Origin of the sequence: Enterovibrio calviensis DSM 14347, from assembly GCF_000621165.1 — a bacterium.
Lineage (GTDB): Bacteria > Pseudomonadota > Gammaproteobacteria > Enterobacterales > Vibrionaceae > Enterovibrio > Enterovibrio calviensis.
On the sequence record NZ_JHZA01000001.1, the window covers coordinates 82,010 to 100,858 of the forward strand.

Genomic DNA, 18,849 nt, shown 5'->3' on the forward strand with positions numbered 1-18,849 from the left:
TTCTTTCTTTGCATTGCGGATAGCGAAGCCAAAAAAAGCGGCTCAATTAAGCCGCTCTTTCACCTTGGCCACGCTCTAGGAAGAGGCTGATTGCTTGAGTCTATAGACTCGTTTCGCTTTTCAATGCAGGCACAACCGGATAACGCATTCCTGCCATATGCTCAATACAGTGAATTACCTGACAGCTATAGCCAAATTCATTGTCGTACCAGATATACAAGACGCAGCGGTTATCTTCTGCGATGGTCGCTTGGCTATCAACCACTCCCGCATAACGAGAACCAACGATGTCAGACGAAACGATCTCGGTAGATTGGGTGTAGTCAATCTGTCCAGCCAACGGAGAAACAAGCGCGGTTTCACGCAAAAACGCATTCAGTGACTCACGCTCAACGTTGCTGGCTAAGTTCAGGTTAGCAATCGCCATCGATACATTGGGAGTAGGTACGCGAATCGCGTTACCCGTCAACTTGCCTTTCAACACGGGCAAGGCTTTCGCCACTGCTTTGGCGGCACCTGTCGACGTCAGCACCATGTTCAATGAAGCAGCACGTCCACGTCGATCACCACTGTGGAAGTTGTCGATCAGGTTCTGGTCATTCGTGAATGAATGCACCGTTTCGATATGGCCAGATTCTACGCCATATTGATCATTGATCGCTTTCAATACAGGAGTAATAGCGTTGGTGGTACAACTCGCCGCAGAAATAATGGTGTCTTGGTCTTCAATATCGTCATGGTTCACACCAAACACAATGTTTTTGATGTCGCCTTTTCCGGGAGCAGTTAACAATACCTTCGCAGCGCCTTTGGCGGTTAAGTGTTGACCAAGACCTTCGTCATCGCGCCACATACCGGTGTTATCAACTATCACGGCGTCATGAATGCCATGGGCTTCGTAATCAACCTCAGACGGATGGTTAGCGTAAATGAACTGAATGTAGTTCCCATTCACGATGAGAGCGTTACGCGCCTCATCAACCAATATCGAACCGTTGAACGGTCCGTGTACCGAATCACGACGCAGCAAGCTGGCGCGCTTTTCCAAGTCGCCATCTTTGCCGCCACGTACAACAATCGCTCTTAAGCGCAAAGGATACCCTGGTCCGCTTTTTTCTATCATTAGTCGCGTGACCAAACGTCCAATGCGTCCAAACCCATACAGCACAACATCTTTGGGCTCCTTAAGAGGCGTGCTTTTTGGTAGATGTGCGATTGATGTCTTTAAAAAATCTTCTAACTCGCCACAATCTTGATGCTCACGCCAATAAAGGCTAGCGAGACGTCCCAAGTCAATGCGGCAAGCTGGCAAGTCGAACTCTGCGAGCGTTTCCAGAAGGGGCAACGTATGGGAGGTAGTCACTTCCTGACCGGTATACCATCGCGCCACACGGTGCGATTTAAGCAAATCTATCGTACTCGCATTGATCACCGCACGACCGTAGATCTGAATTTCAACGCCTTTCTCACGGTAAAGTTTACCAATCAAAGGAGACATGGTTTCCGCGTCAGTTTGGCTCTGTTGCCATTGGGTAAGATATTGTTCTGGGCTCATGGTTACTTTCTTTGCCTTTTTGGGTGTTTCACAGTTAAAAGGGGGCTTGAGACTGTTTTTATTATTTTGGCGAAGAGTCTAACGACAGGATAATTATTAACCAAGTAAAAAGAAGTTCTAAGAGTTACCCATTTTATTCAATGCCTTACCTCTTTATCTGTTGAAAATTTACTGTCCAAAAAATTTATAATCTCCGATCCTCGAAAATATGATTGAAAGTTTACAACGTAAGTCTTTCAATTTTTGCCCTGCATTTTTCTTAATAATCGTCGCCAAATAAGACCAGCATTGCCTTCGTAGCCGCAAAGACGTCTTTCTATCTGACAATTTGATGACAACTTAATTACACCACTAAATGTTTCATTTTCGAGTCACTCGCTCTCGCCCCACATAAAAGCCCGTGATACAAGGGATTATTCTTAAAGTGGTGACTTAGACTTGATAAATTATCTATCACAGGTATCATTTAAAGGGATTTAATGCTTAGACCTCTAAAGGATTTAAACCACAATGAGTACTGAGACAATTTACCAAAGCGCAGCGTTAACGCGCTTTAGGACGGAACAGGACGAATGGATGTTTCGTGTTCCGCGAATCGATGATGGCATTAAGATACATAGCCTCATCGCCAGTTGTCCCCCCCTTGATGAAAACTCCTCGTACTGTAATTTCCTCCAATCATCCCACTTCAATAAGACCTGCATTGTCGCTGAACATGACGGTAAGGTTGCTGGATTTATATCTGCCTACTTGAAACCGGATGCACCCAGTGAACTCTTCGTATGGCAAGTCGCCGTGTCTCCTGACATGCGTGGAAAAGGCTTGGCTTATCGCATGTTGCAAGGGCTACTAAAGCGCAAACATCTGCAGCACGTTGTCGCGGTTGAAACGACCATCACGCGATCGAATGAAGGGTCTTGGAATCTATTTAGAAAACTTGAAGCGGCCAATGGCAAGAAAGGTGAGGTTTCTGTGTTTCTCGATGAAGCGCAGCATTTTAAAGGCCGCCACGATACCGAGTTTCTATTTCGCATTCCTTTGAACAAAAATCTTTAATTTTAAAAAAACGGAAACATGATGAACATTTTTAACGAGAAAGAATCGAACGTTAAGTCTTACTGTAATCGCTTCCCTGTCGTATTTACTTCAGCGAAAGGCTGCTGGTTAACCACAGATAAGGGCGAGCGCTACATTGATTTTCTCGCAGGCGCAGGTTCGCTTAACTATGGTCACAACAACGACATCATGAAACAAGCGTTGCTTGACTACATCACCAACGATGGCCTCACACACGGTCTAGACATGCACACCGAAGCTAAAGCCGCATTTCTAACCGCACTCCGTAATCACATCTTCGAACCTAGAAATCTTGATTACAAAGTGCAGTTTACCGGCCCAACCGGCACCAATGCGGTTGAAGCTGCAATGAAACTTGCACGTAAAGTCACCGGCCGCGCAAACATCGTCACCTTTACCAATGGCTTCCATGGTTGTACCTACGGCGCGTTGGCAGCAACAGGTAACCAACACCACCGTGGTGGTTCTGGCATGCCACTGACTGGCACGTCACGTCTCCCTTATGAAGGCTATGCAGGTATTGACGGACTTGCGCTGTTTGAAGCCATGCTTAACGACAACTCAAGTGGCCTAGATAAACCTGCTGCAGTATTGCTGGAAACCCTGCAAGGTGAAGGTGGTTTGAACGTTGCCTCTAATGAATGGCTTCAACGTTTAAGCAAAATCTGTAAAGACAATGGCGTGCTTGTGATTGTTGATGACATTCAAGCAGGTTGTGGCCGTACAGGTACGTTCTTTAGCTTTGAACCATCAGGCATCAAGCCAGACATGGTGACCTTGTCCAAATCTATTGGTGGTTACGGTTTGCCAATGGCACTTGTGCTACTGAAACCTGAATTGGATAAGTGGTCACCAGGCGAGCACAACGGTACATTCCGCGGTAACAATCACGCGTTCATCACTGCAACCACAGCTATCGAAAATTACTGGCAGAATGACGATTTTGAGCAGCACATTGCCGCTCGAAGCCAGCAAGTGACAAAGACAATCGAGCGTGTGTTGAAACGCTTCCCAAGTCTTTTCGTTCGCGCCAAAGGCCGCGGCATGATGCAGGGTATTGAGTGTAAGCGCCCAGAATTTGCATCGGACATTGCTGATCACTGTTTTGAAAATGGCATGATCATTGAGACAGCAGGCCCAGATGATGAAGTTGTCAAATTCTTCTCGCCACTGACTATTAGTGAGTCAGAGCTAGAGAAAGGTTTGCATATTTTTGAACAAGCAGCTGAACATGTTTCAAATGCTGCCACCCGCAAAGCGTCGTAAGGAATTAGGAAAGATGATTGTAAGAACGCTAGAAGAGTGTAAGAACAGCGAACGTCGAGTTGTATCAGAAACGTGGGAAAGTGTTCGCATGCTCCTTAAAGACGATCAGATGGGCTTTTCTTTCCACATCACAACGATTTACGAAGGCACAGAAACACATATTCACTACAAGAACCATCTTGAATCTGTGTACTGCATGTCTGGCGAAGGCGAAATTGAAGTCGTCGGTGGTGAAACTTACCCCATCAAGCCTGGCACTTTGTACATTCTGGACAAAAATGATGAGCATTACCTTCGTGCCTACTCAGGTGAAGGTAAAGAAATGGTAATGGCATGCGTATTTAACCCGCCAATTACAGGTCGTGAAGTCCACGACAAAGACGGTGTTTATCCCCTCGTCGACTAATCTAACTCACCAATTTTAGGGAGCGTTTTGCTCCCTATTTTTTATACACAAAGGACGTATTCATGACTTATACCGTAGAGAAAATCGGCGGTACATCCATGTCGGCATTTGATGCTGTGTTGGACAATATCTTTCTTCGCCCCGCTTCACCTTATAACCGTGTGTTTGTCGTTTCAGCATACGGCGGTATCACCGACGCACTTCTTGAGTGCAAACGCTCTGGCGAGCCGGGCATATACCAACTTGTTGCGAAGCGTGATGAGCGATGGATTGAAGCATTTCATGCCCTCAAACAACGCTTACAGTTGATCAACAGCAACATGTTCGCTGATCCGTTAAGCCGCACCCGAGCCGACAAGTTCATTACTGAACGTTTGGATGACGCGCAAAACTGTATCACCAACATCTTGGCTACGTGTGAATACGGTCAGTTCACTCTTCGCCAGTACCTTCCACAAATTCGAGAATTTTTATCTTCGATCGGCGAAGTACACAGTGCGTTTAACACCGCTCTGAAGCTAAAAACTCTTGGCGTGAATGCACGTTTTGTTGATTTATCTGGCTGGGATAACAACCTTTCCGGCAACTTGGATACAGTAATCAAAAGTGCCTTTGAAGACATTGATGTCACCAAAGAGCTGCCAATCGTGACGGGGTATGCATACTGTGACGAAGGGTTGATGAAAACCTATGATCGTGGCTATAGCGAAATGACGTTTAGCCGCATCGCATGCCAGACCTCAGCCGATCTTGCTATTATTCATAAAGAATATCACTTGAGCAGTGCTGACCCACGTATTGCGGGGCCAGAAAACGTACTGCCGATTGGCAAATCAAACTTTGATGTCGCGGATCAACTCGCCAACTTGGGGATGGAAGCTATTCACCCGAATGCGGCTTCTGGTTTGCGTCAAAACAACATTCCGCTACAAATCAAAAACACATTCGAGCCGGAACACCAAGGCACCTTGATCTCTCAGGAATACCAACCTGATGCCGAGAAAATCGAAATCATTGCCGGTAAAAACAAAGTCTTTGCCTTGCATATTTTCGACCAAGCCATGGTAGGGCAAGTGGACAACGTGGGCTACGAGATGATGGAAATCATTGCCGATGCCCGTGTCAGCTTGGTGGGTAAAGAAATGAATGCTAACTCCATCACTTATTACCTCAGTGGTGCAGTGAAAAACCTCAATCACTTGCTATACAAAGCCGAGAAGCGATTCCCTAACTCGACCATTACGGGTCAATGGGTGGCTCTTATTTCGGCTATTGGCGCTGAAATCAACACCAACACGACCTTGAGCCGTGGTGTATTGGCCCTTATGAACCATGGCATTGCTCCGATTGCGGTGCACTCTTCAATGCGCAACGTGAACGTTCAGTTCGTGGTAAAAGATGACGCGTATGACAGCACAATCCGCGCTCTGCATGACGAGTTTTTCACCGCCACTAAACAGACAAAAAAGCAGCACGTCGCTTAACTGGCTTTACTGATTGTCAGGCACTGACGTAAAACAAAAACGCTCATTGAGTTCATCAATGAGCGTTTTTATTTGTGACTAGTCGTGCTAACCAATCTCTTTCGTGTTGATTCTCTATCTAGCGTTTAATTCGCTTTGATCAACACTGAAGTATCCATGCGCCCCAAGCCTTGCTCTTGAAGGCACGCATACTTGCTATCGACTTCTTGCGTCAACGACAGCGTCAAGTCATGGCGCTTAGCTTCATCAAGGCAAATCCCAAGATCTTTGCGCATCCAATCAATGGCGAAACCAAAATCAAACTTATCCTGCGCCATGGTCACTGCACGGTTTTCCATCTGCCACGAACCCGCTGCACCATGTTTCAATACATTGGTAACCTGCTCAATGTCCAAGCCTGAAGCTTGAGCAAGCAGAAGACCTTCACTCAATCCCTGTAAAATTCCAGCAATACAAATTTGGTTTACCATTTTGCAGCGCTGGCCTTGTCCGTTCTCACCCAGCAACACGGCTTGTTTGGCGTAGGCATCTAAAACAGGGTTAACACGGTTAAAGATGTTTTCATTGCCACCACACATAATGGTCAACGCGCCATTTTCTGCGCCCGCTTGACCACCCGACACGGGTGCGTCAATAAAGTGAACGCCTTTTTCTTTGCATGCGGCCGCTAACTCTTCAGCCAACTCTGCAGAGGTTGTGGTGTGATCAACCAAAATACTGTCTGGTTTCATGCTCGCCAACACACCATCATCGCCATAAATGACACTTCTTACGTCATTGTCATTACCGACACAAACAAACACGATGTCGCTGCTTTCAGCCGCTTCTCGTGGTGTTTTGGCAAAAGGCTGCTGATACTCTGTCGACCACTTTTCAGCGCGTGCCGTGGTGCGATTGTAAACCGTCACGCCCAAACCAGAACGCGTAAGATGACCCGCCATTGGATACCCCATGACACCCAAACCGATAAACGAAACTTTTTTCTCTGACATATCCTTATCCTCACGTATTGGGTGCATGTTGACTGGGGCTGACTAAGTAGGGACAGCAACAACGAAAAACAAAATGAATACTAAACCTAGCTGCGCAAACAAAGAGTGAATACTCTTTCTTAACGCGCTTCGTTTGTTGTGATGACTATAATTGCACCAATTGACATATGTCAATGTTATATTTGATTACAATAGACTATTTCAATTTAGAATAAAGCTAGCCATAATTTGTTCCAGTGTTAGAAAACGCATGGAATGCTTGTGAGCGAAACCAAATTTAAAGACATCGCGCGTCAGATAGAGCAACGCATTGATGAAGGGGTTTATCCTCCCAACGCCAAGTTGCCCCCACACCGTGAGCTTGCTGCTGATTTAGACACCACGCCAGCAACCATTTCCAAAGCCTATAAACTACTGGCGGAAATGAATCGCGTGGAGTCTTTTGTGGGGCGCGGTACGTTTGTGGTGGGAGAGTCACAACTGAATCAGGCTATCCAGCCTGCTGAAAGTGATGCTCAGTTTAACTTCTCGATTCTTCAGCCTTATGTATCGAAAAATCTCGCTTCCTTACGCTCTGCCTATCAAAAAGCATCCATGAGTTTTTCACCAGAGTTGCTCGCGTATACCGATCATTCGGGGCACCTTTCACACCGTGAAGCCGGTGCAATATGGGCTCATCGCTATGGATTAAGTGCGGCGACAGCGAGCAATGTGTTATTAACCAATGGCGCACAACACGCCTTGTCATTATTGATTGAAACACTGACCCAGCCCGGTGATGTTATTGCAGTAGAAGCACTCACCTACCCTGGCATTCTGGCTATCGCCAGTTTGGCAGGACGCCAAGTGATCGGCGTCGACATGGACAATGATGGTCTCATTCCATCAGTGCTTGAAGAAGTATTGCGTTCGCACAAACCAAAATTGGTTATCGCCATTCCTTCTCATCAAAATCCCACGGGCATCACCATGCCTATTCAACGCCGAAAAGCCATTGCCGCGATCATTGAGCATTCGTCAGCCTATTTGGTAGAAGACGACATTTACGGCTTTTTGAACGAAGCCACCTTGCCTGCAATATGTCATTGGCTGCCCGAGAAAGGTATTCACATCTCAGGTTTATCTAAGGCGATTAGCCCCGCCATGCGTTGTGGTTTTGTTGTTGCCCCTGATCATTTATTGCCGACACTGAACGCCCATATCCGCGCCAACATTTGGTTGGCTTCTCCAATAAATTTCATCGTCGCAGAACAGTTAATCAGCAGCGGTGAGGCGTTTTCAATGGCAGAGGCTCAACGAGACATTGCTAAACAGCGACAGACCATCGCAAAAGACATACTTGGCGACGTAATATCAAAAGCTGATGGCTATCATGTTTGGGTAACCTTGCCAGCACATTGGCAACAAGAGCGCTTTGTAATGGAAGCGAAACAGCGAGATTTGATTGTCACCAGTGGCAGTTACTTTGCCGCTGGCGATAGCCACCCTAATTGTATTCGCCTTTCTTTGATGTCGATAAAGAACAACGATGCCTTAACGCAAGGGCTTAAAGAATTAAAGTCGTTACTCGACAGTCATGTGGTGTCTTTAGCTCCGTTTTGAATCACGTACAATGTCTTGGGTATACACCAAAATTTTGTGGCTTTACATCATACAAGCGCATTTGGGATTAAAATGATATTCTAGCGCTCGCATTGAATCACTGAGAATCTAAAAATGAGCAAATTGACTGCTGACATCGAAGCAAACCTGACGCTTTTCATTGCAGAAACACAAGAAACCAACCAAGTTTGGGGTCTTACCAATGAAGAAGGTTGGCTGGCATGCGATTCTACCGAATTTGAAAACAGCGAAATCATGCCATTCTGGTCTTCTAAAGAAGATGCAGAGCTTCACAACGTGGAAGAGTGGGCAGATTTCGAAGTGAAAGAAATCCCATTAGACGTTTTCGTTCAAGATTGGCTGATCACGCTAGACGAAGATGGCGTGCTAGTTGGTATCAACTGGAACGCTGCGCTTGAAGGCAAAGAAGTTGAGCCTGCTACACTAGCGAAAATGTATCTGTAATCGTCTTATCGATTAGCAAGATTAAAAAAGGGCATCCGCTTTCAAGCCGATGCCCTTTGTCATTTCTGTCGCCTCAATAACTCGACGATTTGCCCGTGTGGACTCATCAAGGGGCAGCGCGACCCAACAAACGAAAGTTCCAGTTTTCGACTTCATTCGTTTCTTGGCGAAGCTTCACGACTCCCATCCAACTTTCTGACAACGCACGCAGCTCTCGCAACTTGGCCAATCCCTCTTCATTAAGAGGGTCACCAAAGAACACATCGCACACTTCACGCAGCGTCATGGCTTTCTCGGGGCGAGATATCAACACAAGTGGCAGTTGTTGATTCACTGTGCCGGTTTGAATCACACGATAAAGCCAGCCGCAACGGCTGAGCGCTTGCATGTCGACGGAAAAATTCTCTACGTCCCAACGCTGGTTGAGCTTAAAACACGGTGATCGAGGCTGACTGACTTCGATGATGGCATCGCCCCATTGGTAACGATCGCCAATGCATACAGTGTCTTCTGTCATCCCTACTGTACTGATGTTCTCTCCCATACCCGGCGCTTGCCAATCCTGCTCATCACCATGCTTTTTTCGCCAAAATGCATAGTGCTCTCGCGGATAATGATGAAGTGCGCGTTCTGGCCCGCCGTGGTGCTTTTTATCCGCGGTTTCATCACCGTCCAATCCGGTATCAGACAAATAAACATCACCTAGAACTTCAACCTTGTTCATTGCAGTTTGAAGGCCGTAGCACTCTGAAACCTTTCCGCGGTAGATGTTAGCCAACTCAAAGGTCGGTGTTGATGAAAGCAACGGGTTCAATGCGTCTTGCAAAGCGAATTCTCCAAAATTGATAGTCGATAATGTCTAGAACGTAATTTTCTTGGTGTTATCAAGAGCGGTAAAAAATGCACTGATGTCTTTCACATCCTCTTCACTGAGCGTCACCCCAAGTTGGTGCCATGCCGTATCACGGACAGCTTGATCTAAATCGAAAACCGCTCCGTCATGGAAATAGGGGGCAGTCTGTGCAACGTTTCTTAGCGTCGGCACTTTGAAGATAAAGTTATCTGCTGAACTGCCAGTGAGGTGCGCGCGGCCTTTGTCGGTCGTGTTTGAGTAGGCATTGACTAAACCCATTTTCATGAATAGCTCACCACCAAGCAATGGCCCGTTGTGACACGCATTACACCCTGTAGAAATAAATCGATCCAAACCGCGCTTTTCTTGATCAGTGAGTGCGGTCGTTTCACCCGCTAGGTAAGCATCAAACCTATCTTCAGTCACTAAGGTGCGTTGGAACGCAGCAAGAGACTCGACCAGATGATCAAACGTCAGCGCATAGTCAGCATCAGGAAATGCGGCAACAAAAGCATCTTGATAACCTTTCTCTTTGAGCTTCTTAATCGCTTCCTCTTTGGAAGACAAACCCATTTCAATTGGATTAGTGATCGGCCCACTGGCTTGCTCTGCGAGGTTTTTCGCACGCCCATCCCAAAATTGAACAAATTGAAAGCCTGCATTCCATGTAGTCAGACTATTCCGCGTACCCAATGTACCGCGCGAACCCACAGAAACGGATAGCGGTTCAGTTCCCGACCCACCGTCAAGAAGGTTATGACAGGTATTGCAAGATTGATTGTCATTGACTGAAAGTGCCGTTTCAAAATACAGCGCTTTGCCAAGAGCAATCCTCTCTGGGGTATCGAATTCGCTGCCTGGCATCTCACGTGGCAGTGCACCAAATAAATCATTGGCGAGCATTTGTAAGGGTTCTGCCGAGGAAGCATTTGCAGAAAAAAAGAGCGTTGAATTGACGAGTAACGCTTTGCAAATCGTGTTCATTCTATAACCCTCTTATCGGGAATATGCCTGAGAGTATAGGCACCGACTATCGACCAGTGACAGCGGGATAAATCGATGGAATCAACAGAAAAAACGAATGAAGCGTGATAAGAACGAAACAACCAAAGCTAATTCCAAACTCAATACCAAGCTCAATACCAAGTTCAATACCAAGCTCTGCATGAAAGGGAGACTTCACTAATCAATTGAAAAACGAAAGAAAGGGCGCAATCAGCGCCCTTTCTTGATCTATCTAACAGCGAAAATGTTACACAGCACTATGCCTTCACTTTCGTCGGAGAGCGGGTGAATAACATATAAATCAATGGCACAGCACAAACAAAGGGAAGCACAGCTAAATTAAGCGATTGCCAACCCAAAGTGACTTCTAAGTTGCCCGCCAATAACGCAGTAATCGTCACACTGCCAAACACGGCAAACTCATTGATGGCCTGAGCTCGCGACTTATCCTGAGGTAGGTACGTTTGGGTGAGCTTACTGGTTGCACCAATGAACATGAAGTTCCACCCCACACCAAGCAGCACTAATGCGATGCGGAAATGCCATTCTGACACCCCGTTCATGTTGACCAGAATACAAGCAATGAAGAACAAACTTCCCAGAATAATCGTCATTCGGTTGCCGATCTTTCCAATGAGCGATCCCGTAAAGAAAGAAGGCAAAAACATTCCCAGCACATGCCATTCAATCACTAACGCCGCTTGCTCAAATTGAAAGCCATGTTTATGCATCGCAATCGGCGTAACCGTCATGAGCAGATTCATCACGGCATAAGCCACAACAGCGGCAAACACCGCAACCAAGTAACCCGGCGCTCGAATGATATGCGACACGGCTCGCGGTTGGCTGTCTTTTTCAACAGGGGTTACTGGAGGCAAACCAATAAATTGAAGAACGATAAGTGAAAGCACGTAGAGAACGGTAATTCCAACGAAAGCGCCACTAAAATGCGTTCCCGGCAGCCAGTGCTGACTGGCAATGGCGAGATTTGGACCCACCACCGCAGCTAATACGCCACCCACCATAGATAGAGAAATCGCCTTATCACGGCTATCAGGGTCACTCACTTCTATCGCTGCAAACCGGTATAACGTGCCAAACCCGATACCAATACCCAGCAACAAGGTGCTAAAGCAAAATAACCAAAACTCAGCTTGATTCAATGCGTACACGCAAAGCATGGCACCCAGTATTCCAATCACGTTACCGAGCATGAAACCATTCTTTCGCCCAATTTTGGCCATAATGAGAGAAGCTGGAATAGTGGCGAGCATGAGACCAACAAACTGGGTCGACACAGGCAAAGTCACCCAACTATCACTGGGTGACAGTTGTTGGCCGATAAGCCCATTCACCGAAATAAGGACAATATTGCCGCTCATTAAAAGAGCTTGGCATAACGCCAACAGCCAGACATTTATATTCATTCCGTGAACACCGTATTTTGTAATAAAGACAAAGCACTTCGAGTATCCCGCACCGCGTTAATCACAGCAACCTTATCACGGAAATATTCCGTGCCTTATTTTGTAGACTCACTTCATCGCGACATCAGCGGTTCTATATACCCAAGTAACCTGAAGATGGCTTGTAAGGCTTTCTAACAGAACTGTCTCGATATTAAGCCACCAAAAATCAGCAAATTGTGTGAATCTGTAATAAGTAGCAAGGCAACTCGTATCAGTAGTTAAACTCAAGGATGGTATTGGATATGTCAGTGGTTTCAAACACGCCGATAAGAATCGTCGGCGAATCAGATGTCGATTTTATCTATGGTTCAATTCACAACGACTTTTTCGATTTAAGTCGTGACGACGATGATCTTAAGATTGTCGGTTTTGATGGTGACGACACGATTTTTTCAGGCCTTGGCGATGACATACTCATCGGCGGCGCAGGCAACGATTTTATATTTGCCAATGCCGGCAGCAATTCATTGCGCGGGGGAACAGGGAACGATCACCTACTCAGTAAAATTGATGCTGGAACAGAGCGAGGTGACTATCGAGATGTGATGGATGGGGGCGTTGGAGACGATGTTCTGGCTTCTGAGAGTTCGCAAAATTGCACCATGAATGGCGGAGCCGGAAATGATTTCTTCTCGTTTAGAGATCTCGGTGCTGCGGAGTCCGGTGTGAGTTACTGCATTGGCGGCGATGGAGAAGATTCCTTTAATTTCTTCGAATTTGATTCCTCCGAAAACGTAGACCCAAGCAACACCGTCGTGCGAATTAAGGATTTCGAGGTCGGAATCGATAGCCTAAAATTTCACTTCTACGGCGATGAATACCAAACCAATGCAGAAACGTCTTTCATCGTTACCCAGAAAGGCGCAAATATGGTGGTCGATTTTCAGGACAAAGTGTCTATTGTCTTACATGGTATCGATAGTCAGGACGTCACTATGAGTGATCTGTTCAATTCCGATGATCTCGACCCTATTGATCCCATTCTTTTCTAGGTTAATCTCTTTTGATAAGCCTCGGCGTCACTTTGCGACGAGGCATATTTGCTAGTACTGATATACCAAATTCACGAATGCCAATATTCCCGAAAACAAATAGTTGCAAATGGCAACCTACACCATTAGTAAGACGCCTGATATTGCCAACGTTTTTTTCATACCAAATTCGATTCACTTCAACTTATTGAATATAAGTCCGCATTCATCGCCTGAAGTTAAGACATTGGATTGTTTTTTATCACGCTATCAATAACATGACATTGGTTAAGTTGATTTTGGAAACTAATGTTTTGTCGATAAAACTCAGTCGCACCGGTAACACCGCAAGTATCCTGAACTCTCTATGGCAGTCGCCTGGGGTGTCACGCATTGATATGGCGACCAAGCTGGGACTCGACAAATCTACCGTCACCAAAGCCGTCAACCATTTACTTGATATCGGCATGATCCTTGAGCAGCCCAAAGCCATGTCTGGTAAAGGCGGACGTCCCAAAATGTCTTTGGTGTTTAATGCTGACTTTGGCGTGATCATTGGTGTTGACGTTAACTCAGATGTACTCAAAGTTTCGGTTGTAAACTTGCTCGGACAAGTCATCTACCACGATATGCTCCCGATCAACACGCAAGTTTCTATTGATACCGCTTTAATCGAAGCACTTGTTCCCTGTGTTAACACCATACAAAAATTATTCCCCCGCATTCTTGCTATTGGCATCGGCATGCCAGGGCTGATTGACCCAGACAAAAGCCAACTATTGGTGTCTCACTCTCTCAATATTCGTTCGTCTATAAATTTCGCTCCGCTGTTTAAGCGTCATTTCCCTTATCCTGTGTTTATTGATAATGATGCTAACTGTGGTGCATGGGGAGAGCTAATGCAGCAACGCAGTCTCCCCTATGACCATTTTCTCTACGTATTACTCTCAACTCACCATGCCAGAGAGCACTACCACCAGTTGGGGATAGGCGTGGGAATGATTCTAAACCGTCAACTCTTCTACGGTGAAGAATTCATGGCAGGGCAATTCAACAGCCAGGAGCTGATTCGCGGTACAGAGGCGACGCCAAGCGTCATCATTAAAGAGTTCTCTGCACTGGCAGTAAATCTTTGCGGTTTGATGAGTATTCGTCGAATCGTGATTGGTGGAAATGGCATGTCATTTGGCTCGGAACTCGCCGCATCATTAAGAAATCACAGTGATGGGTTATCAGGTTTGTTGATTGCCAAACCGAATATCGAGTTCTCGCTGCTTGGCCCGCAAGCTGCTGCGATGGGCGCAGCTTCAATGGCGTGGCAAAAACTACTTACGGCTGAACTGAAACTTGCGGAAAGCCTTCGCCTACCCGAAAACGGCAATCTTTCAATTTAAGAGCGAACGACAAGGACAACTGATGGCAATGATCTTCCCTTTACCTAAACGCTACCTAGCAGGATTTTCGACGAAAAATGTCCGTATTTCTGCATTGGCTTCATCTTGTCCCGTGAGTTTTGGTGCGAAGGTCAACTTAACAACATTGAATTACCAGCATGATGATTCACTGCCCAAACAAGGCTATCGTATCCGTATTGCCAACGGCTGTTTGCTTGTCGACTACTCGGATCTTCATGGTATTCGATATGCTCACCTTGCCATTAATCAATTGGTCGAAAAAAAGGCAGTGCTGCGAGAAGACATCATCATTGAAGACTGGCCCGATTTTCCAACCCGCTCAGTGTTAGTCGATATTAGCCGTGATCGCGTGCCAACAATGGCAACCTTAAAACGTCTGATCGAGTACTTTTCGCACTTAAGATTTAACCAACTGCAGCTCTACACAGAACACACTTTCGCGTATCAAAAACACTCTCTTGTGTGGGCTGACTATTCGCCAATGACAAGTGCTGAAATCCGAGAAATCGATGCTTACTGCCAATCATTGGGTATTGAACTGGTGGCTAATCAAGCCTGCTTTGGTCACATGGAGAAATGGCTCAACCATCCTGAATACCATCACCTTGCCGAGCAAACATCAGGGTTTACTGACCAACGGGGAGATTTTCGAGAGGGAGCGTTTGGGTTAAATCCTATCAGCCCGCAAACCGAAATCTTTATCGACGAGCTGTTTAGCGAGTTGCTGCCAAATTTCTCTACCAATACGATAAACATCAACTTTGACGAGACCATGGATCTTGGTGAAAACGCAAGTAAGTCGGCCTGCGACATATTTGGAAAGGGAAAGGTCTATTTGACCTATCTAAACAAGATTATCGACTTAGCAAAATCAAAAGGTAAGCAGTGCCAAATATTCAGTGACATGCTATTTCGCTATCCCAATCTCATTGAGCAACTCCCCAATGACCTGATATTGCTCAATTGGGGGTACGAACCGGAGCACCCTTTCGACGCTGAGCATAAACAACTCGCGCTTTTTGGCTATCCATTCCATGTCGTGGTCTCTACCGATTGCTACGCCTCTGTATCAGGACGCTGGCATGCAGCGATTTCGCACATGCGCAATGCTGCGAAGTCGGCGAAACGTTTTGGAGCAGAAGGATATATGGTCACTGAATGGGGCGATATGGGTCATGGACAACAGTTTGCCATGCCTATTCCAGCTTACGCGTTTGGTGCAGCAATGGCTTGGGGAGAAGAACAGCAACTAGACAGTGATGTCAGCCAAGCGGTGAGATGGTTTTACCCTGACGCCAAGCAAGTCGAAATAGATGCGCTTATCGCGTTACAAGACATCTATCTCGCCACGGGCGTTCAGACACCAAACTGTGCGTTTTTCGGTCCCGTCCTTTTTGATCAGCTGTCACGCAGACACATAAAACGCGCTACCGGCATTAAATCTCACACCCTTGATATTGCCATGACTGAATTGGCCGAATGGCGACAAAAGCTCAAGCCACTGAGGGCGAGCGAATTGACCCCCGATCTACTCTGGACCATTGATGCTCTTGAGATTGCCTGCGAGATCGTTCAAGGATATGCCGATGAACACCACCGTCAGATTGAAGATTTTTCTGAGGAACGAAAAAGCTTACTACGCCCGAAAATACAGATGCTATTGGATACATATCGTCAACTATGGACGGAATATTACCGACCTGGCGGGATGAATCAAAGCAGCGCTCGCTTGTCTTACTTACTCTCACTGTTAGATGAATCACCAACGACGCAACAATCCACAGAGGCCGTTCATTGATGAAGACTAAAGACCAAGTTAAATCTGCGATTGATGCACTATCCCTCGCCAATAAAATCGTTTTCGTCCATGCCTCTATGCGATCCCTAGGTCAATTTGAAGGAGGAGCCGACACATTATTGAGCATGCTACTCGCAGAAGGATGCACGGTTATCGTCCCTGCGTTCAACTATTATACGTTGTGCCACCCACCCAAAAACAACAACTACCAACAGAATGGACACCGCGGTGAGTGGCAATTCGATGACATTGTTCCTTTTGACGGCAATGACAATCGTATTGAAGTGTCGATGGGAAAATTCGCCGCCGCTGTCGTAACCCATGACGTGCGCTTCCGAACAGATCACCCGATTGGAAGTTTCGCCGGTGTTGGACCAAAAGCAGAAGCCGTGTTGTCCCATCAAAACGACATCGACGTATACGGCCATTACCAATACTGTTTAAATGCCACCGATGCGATTGTGTTATCAGTCGGCGTCACACTAAACAGTATCACGCCAATCCATTTCGCCGAACAATTGGCAGGTCGCGAGTTGTTTCGTCGTTGGGCTCGCACCACATCTCGTGGTGATGTTGAAGTCTGTGTAGGGAGCTGTTCTGAAGGGTTTCATCAACTTGAAGACGTGTTAAACCCTATCTCTACCCGCATTGATGTCGGACTGGGGAAATGGACAAGTTATCCACTTAAAGCATTAATACAAGAAAGTGCGCGAGCCATTACAGCGAACCCAACCATTACACAATGTACAACTGAGTGCCCAAGATGCCAAGATATGACGGCTGGTGGACTGATCCGCACTCACTGAATATGTTACATCGTCACTAAACATACCATCAGCTAGACGACGAGAAGATCACCTTTACGGTCATTAATTCGGTAATTTTTTGACGAATGAGAAATCACTGTCTATTTTTTAACACACTTGCAACAAAAAAGGACAGTGTCATGAAAGGAAGTCATCTCAATATCAATTACCTTGTTAACGTAAATAAGCAAGAAGAACTAGGAGGTTACTCAGCCTCATTCTCTTTCACTTCGACAACTACGAACAAAAATAGCGCAACCCAAAAAGCCTATGAACTTATGAATTCAGACAAGTCACTGTCTATATTTAAGAGCAAAGAAGAAGCAGAAATTGCCGCCGAGAAGTGTGTTCGAGTCTGTATTGATGATGGATTTGTAAACTAGATATTCTTCATTTCACCCAAACACCCCATCGCAAAAAAGCACCTTCTGGTGCTTTTTTGTTGCGTCCCGATTCATCAAAATGTTCTTATCGATTTGGGTGCCATTCGTCGTATTGCGGCATATCCTGTTCAAATCCCAACCAACTCACCTCATCAGATTTCCAAATACGAAAAGCGGGGGTTTGTTGCGGATCGTCATCTAAAGACGCCACACGAAGCACATAAACGGGCATTCCTTCTTTGGTCGAGATCAGCTGACTGCCACACACCGAGCAGAATTTTCTTAACTTACCCGGAGAAGACTCAAATTGAGACAGTTTGTCTTCGCCTTTTAACCAGCGAAAATCTTCAGGTTTAACCGCAGCACCGGTATTGAATGCCGCTGAATGAGCTTTACGGCATGTCTTACATGAACAGTGCATAATGGGTGAACTCAATGCGTCTACTTCGTATTGAACCTCGCCACAAAGACAGCTTCCTTTCATTTATCTCTCCTCATTGTTATTGAAATATTGTTGCTACCTTCCAAAAACCTTCAGAACGACTGAATACAACTGGTAGATGACTCACTAACGTTACAAACATCACATTGAACACAACGTAACCACAATAAAAATCATATGCAACAATTAGATAAAAAAAGGGCACCTCAGTGAGGTGCCCTTTTTTGTCAAATGAGGAGAAGCTATACCGCGTCGGCAGTCTCTGATTTCTGCGATTTATCAAACAACAACTTAAAGGTCATGATGCCTATAACCATTGCTTTGATAATCATCATTTGGGTATTGCCATAATACGCCGCCATACCCACAAAGCCTGAAATCAACATCAGCTTGCGATAGTTGGTCAAGGTGGTCATGTATAGCGCCAATAGAATGATGCCCAAATCGACAAACTGTAAAGCAACAGGCAATGTCGGTTCCGCAATAAACGCTGTAACTGCCACATAAGCAATATAGATGATGCCCGCAGCCATTACCGCGCCCAGTCCAGCAATCACGCTTTTAGAGGCATTAGTGAAGTCTTTTGCATAGCGATACGTGTTCAGTGACGCCACTGACAAGTTCAGAATAACTTTAGGCCACCATCCCATTAGAAACGCCCATAGCGTGTCGTTCGTTGCAGAACCAAACGCGGCAAAGCGAGTAAATTTCATGGTGTTGAAAATGGTAATACCAATGTAGAAAGCAACGGATGTCCATCCAAGGATTTCTGTGATGAGGTCTAACGTCATTCAGGGATATTCTCTAACAGAGGAGCATGAAAGGCTCAGATTTTCGATGTTCTTTATCGACAACAAAAC

At 45.9% G+C, this 18,849-nt stretch carries 18 protein-coding genes; 11 read left to right on the forward strand and 7 right to left on the reverse strand.

Translation table 11 applies throughout. From position 1 onward, the window contains the following. Positions 1 to 100: 100 nt before the first annotated feature. On the reverse strand, positions 101 to 1,555 hold the full coding sequence (locus Q365_RS0100360) for a glyceraldehyde-3-phosphate dehydrogenase (protein WP_028021469.1): 1,455 nt from the start codon (positions 1,553 to 1,555) through the stop codon (positions 101 to 103). Positions 1,556 to 2,065: 510 nt separating this feature from the next. Between Q365_RS0100360 and ectA the strand changes: the two genes are divergently transcribed. From ectA to Q365_RS0100380, 4 genes are all read left to right on the forward strand, one after another. Beyond that, the gene (gene ectA, locus Q365_RS0100365; protein ID WP_028021470.1) at positions 2,066 to 2,611 is read left to right on the forward strand and encodes a diaminobutyrate acetyltransferase; all 546 of its coding nucleotides are present in this window, start codon (positions 2,066 to 2,068) and stop codon (positions 2,609 to 2,611) included. A gap of 21 nt (positions 2,612 to 2,632) precedes the next feature. Further along, positions 2,633 to 3,898 carry a diaminobutyrate--2-oxoglutarate transaminase gene (gene ectB / locus Q365_RS0100370; RefSeq protein ID WP_028021471.1) on the forward strand — a complete coding sequence of 422 codons (1,266 nt, stop codon included), beginning with the start codon at positions 2,633 to 2,635 and terminating at the stop codon, positions 3,896 to 3,898. A gap of 13 nt (positions 3,899 to 3,911) precedes the next feature. Then, positions 3,912 to 4,304 carry an ectoine synthase gene (locus tag Q365_RS0100375; protein WP_028021472.1) on the forward strand — a complete coding sequence of 131 codons (393 nt, stop codon included), beginning with the start codon at positions 3,912 to 3,914 and terminating at the stop codon, positions 4,302 to 4,304. A gap of 62 nt (positions 4,305 to 4,366) precedes the next feature. Next, the gene (locus tag Q365_RS0100380) at positions 4,367 to 5,788 is read left to right on the forward strand and encodes an aspartate kinase (RefSeq protein ID WP_028021473.1); all 1,422 of its coding nucleotides are present in this window, start codon (positions 4,367 to 4,369) and stop codon (positions 5,786 to 5,788) included. 125 nt (positions 5,789 to 5,913) lie between these two features. Here Q365_RS0100380 and Q365_RS0100385 read toward each other — a convergent pair whose 3' ends face one another. Further along, positions 5,914 to 6,780 carry an NAD(P)-dependent oxidoreductase gene (locus Q365_RS0100385; RefSeq protein ID WP_028021474.1) on the reverse strand — a complete coding sequence of 289 codons (867 nt, stop codon included), beginning with the start codon at positions 6,778 to 6,780 and terminating at the stop codon, positions 5,914 to 5,916. A gap of 261 nt (positions 6,781 to 7,041) precedes the next feature. On the opposite strand from Q365_RS0100385, the gene Q365_RS0100390 reads away from it, so the two are divergent. Both Q365_RS0100390 and Q365_RS0100395 read left to right on the forward strand, forming a co-directional pair. Beyond that, positions 7,042 to 8,382: an aminotransferase-like domain-containing protein gene (locus tag Q365_RS0100390; RefSeq protein ID WP_028021475.1), complete on the forward strand. Its 1,341-nt coding sequence runs from the start codon at positions 7,042 to 7,044 to the stop codon at positions 8,380 to 8,382. Between the two features lie 114 nt (positions 8,383 to 8,496). Further along, entirely contained in the window at positions 8,497 to 8,847 is a 351-nt protein-coding gene (locus Q365_RS0100395) for a DUF2750 domain-containing protein (RefSeq protein WP_028021476.1), read from the forward strand. Between the two features lie 106 nt (positions 8,848 to 8,953). Here Q365_RS0100395 and Q365_RS0100400 read toward each other — a convergent pair whose 3' ends face one another. The 3 genes from Q365_RS0100400 to Q365_RS0100410 all read right to left on the reverse strand — a co-directional run bounded on the left by Q365_RS0100400 (position 8,954) and on the right by Q365_RS0100410 (position 12,132). Beyond that, positions 8,954 to 9,673 carry an MOSC domain-containing protein gene (locus Q365_RS0100400; RefSeq protein WP_035024208.1) on the reverse strand — a complete coding sequence of 240 codons (720 nt, stop codon included), beginning with the start codon at positions 9,671 to 9,673 and terminating at the stop codon, positions 8,954 to 8,956. Positions 9,674 to 9,706: 33 nt separating this feature from the next. Continuing rightward, positions 9,707 to 10,684: a cytochrome-c peroxidase gene (locus Q365_RS0100405; RefSeq protein ID WP_028021478.1), complete on the reverse strand. Its 978-nt coding sequence runs from the start codon at positions 10,682 to 10,684 to the stop codon at positions 9,707 to 9,709. A gap of 278 nt (positions 10,685 to 10,962) precedes the next feature. Beyond that, a complete protein-coding gene (locus Q365_RS0100410) occupies positions 10,963 to 12,132 on the reverse strand; it encodes an MFS transporter (RefSeq protein WP_028021479.1) in 1,170 nt (389 codons plus the stop codon). Between the two features lie 284 nt (positions 12,133 to 12,416). Here Q365_RS0100410 and Q365_RS0100415 point away from each other — a divergent pair, with 284 nt between their 5' ends. From Q365_RS0100415 to Q365_RS0100435, 5 genes are all read left to right on the forward strand, one after another. Next, positions 12,417 to 13,166, forward strand: a complete 750-nt coding sequence (locus Q365_RS0100415; RefSeq protein ID WP_028021480.1) for a calcium-binding protein — start codon at positions 12,417 to 12,419, stop codon at positions 13,164 to 13,166. A 293-nt stretch (positions 13,167 to 13,459) separates the two neighbouring features. Next, positions 13,460 to 14,539, forward strand: coding sequence for an ROK family transcriptional regulator (locus tag Q365_RS0100420; protein ID WP_028021481.1), 1,080 nt, complete (start codon positions 13,460 to 13,462; stop codon positions 14,537 to 14,539). Between the two features lie 22 nt (positions 14,540 to 14,561). Then, positions 14,562 to 16,358, forward strand: a complete 1,797-nt coding sequence (locus tag Q365_RS0100425; protein WP_028021482.1) for a family 20 glycosylhydrolase — start codon at positions 14,562 to 14,564, stop codon at positions 16,356 to 16,358. Then, entirely contained in the window at positions 16,358 to 17,164 is an 807-nt protein-coding gene (locus tag Q365_RS0100430; RefSeq protein WP_035024212.1) for an AAC(3) family N-acetyltransferase, read from the forward strand. Before Q365_RS0100425 ends, Q365_RS0100430 begins: the two co-directional genes overlap by 1 nt. 140 nt (positions 17,165 to 17,304) lie before the next feature. Next, the gene (locus Q365_RS0100435) at positions 17,305 to 17,547 is read left to right on the forward strand and encodes a hypothetical protein (RefSeq protein ID WP_028021484.1); all 243 of its coding nucleotides are present in this window, start codon (positions 17,305 to 17,307) and stop codon (positions 17,545 to 17,547) included. A gap of 85 nt (positions 17,548 to 17,632) precedes the next feature. On the opposite strand, the gene Q365_RS0100440 is transcribed toward Q365_RS0100435, so the two are convergent. Next, complete coding sequence (locus Q365_RS0100440; RefSeq protein ID WP_028021485.1) at positions 17,633 to 18,031, reverse strand: GFA family protein; 399 nt, start codon at positions 18,029 to 18,031, stop codon at positions 17,633 to 17,635. Between the two features lie 200 nt (positions 18,032 to 18,231). Then, positions 18,232 to 18,780, reverse strand: a complete 549-nt coding sequence (locus Q365_RS0100445; protein ID WP_028021486.1) for a hypothetical protein — start codon at positions 18,778 to 18,780, stop codon at positions 18,232 to 18,234. Positions 18,781 to 18,849 lie beyond the last annotated feature (69 nt).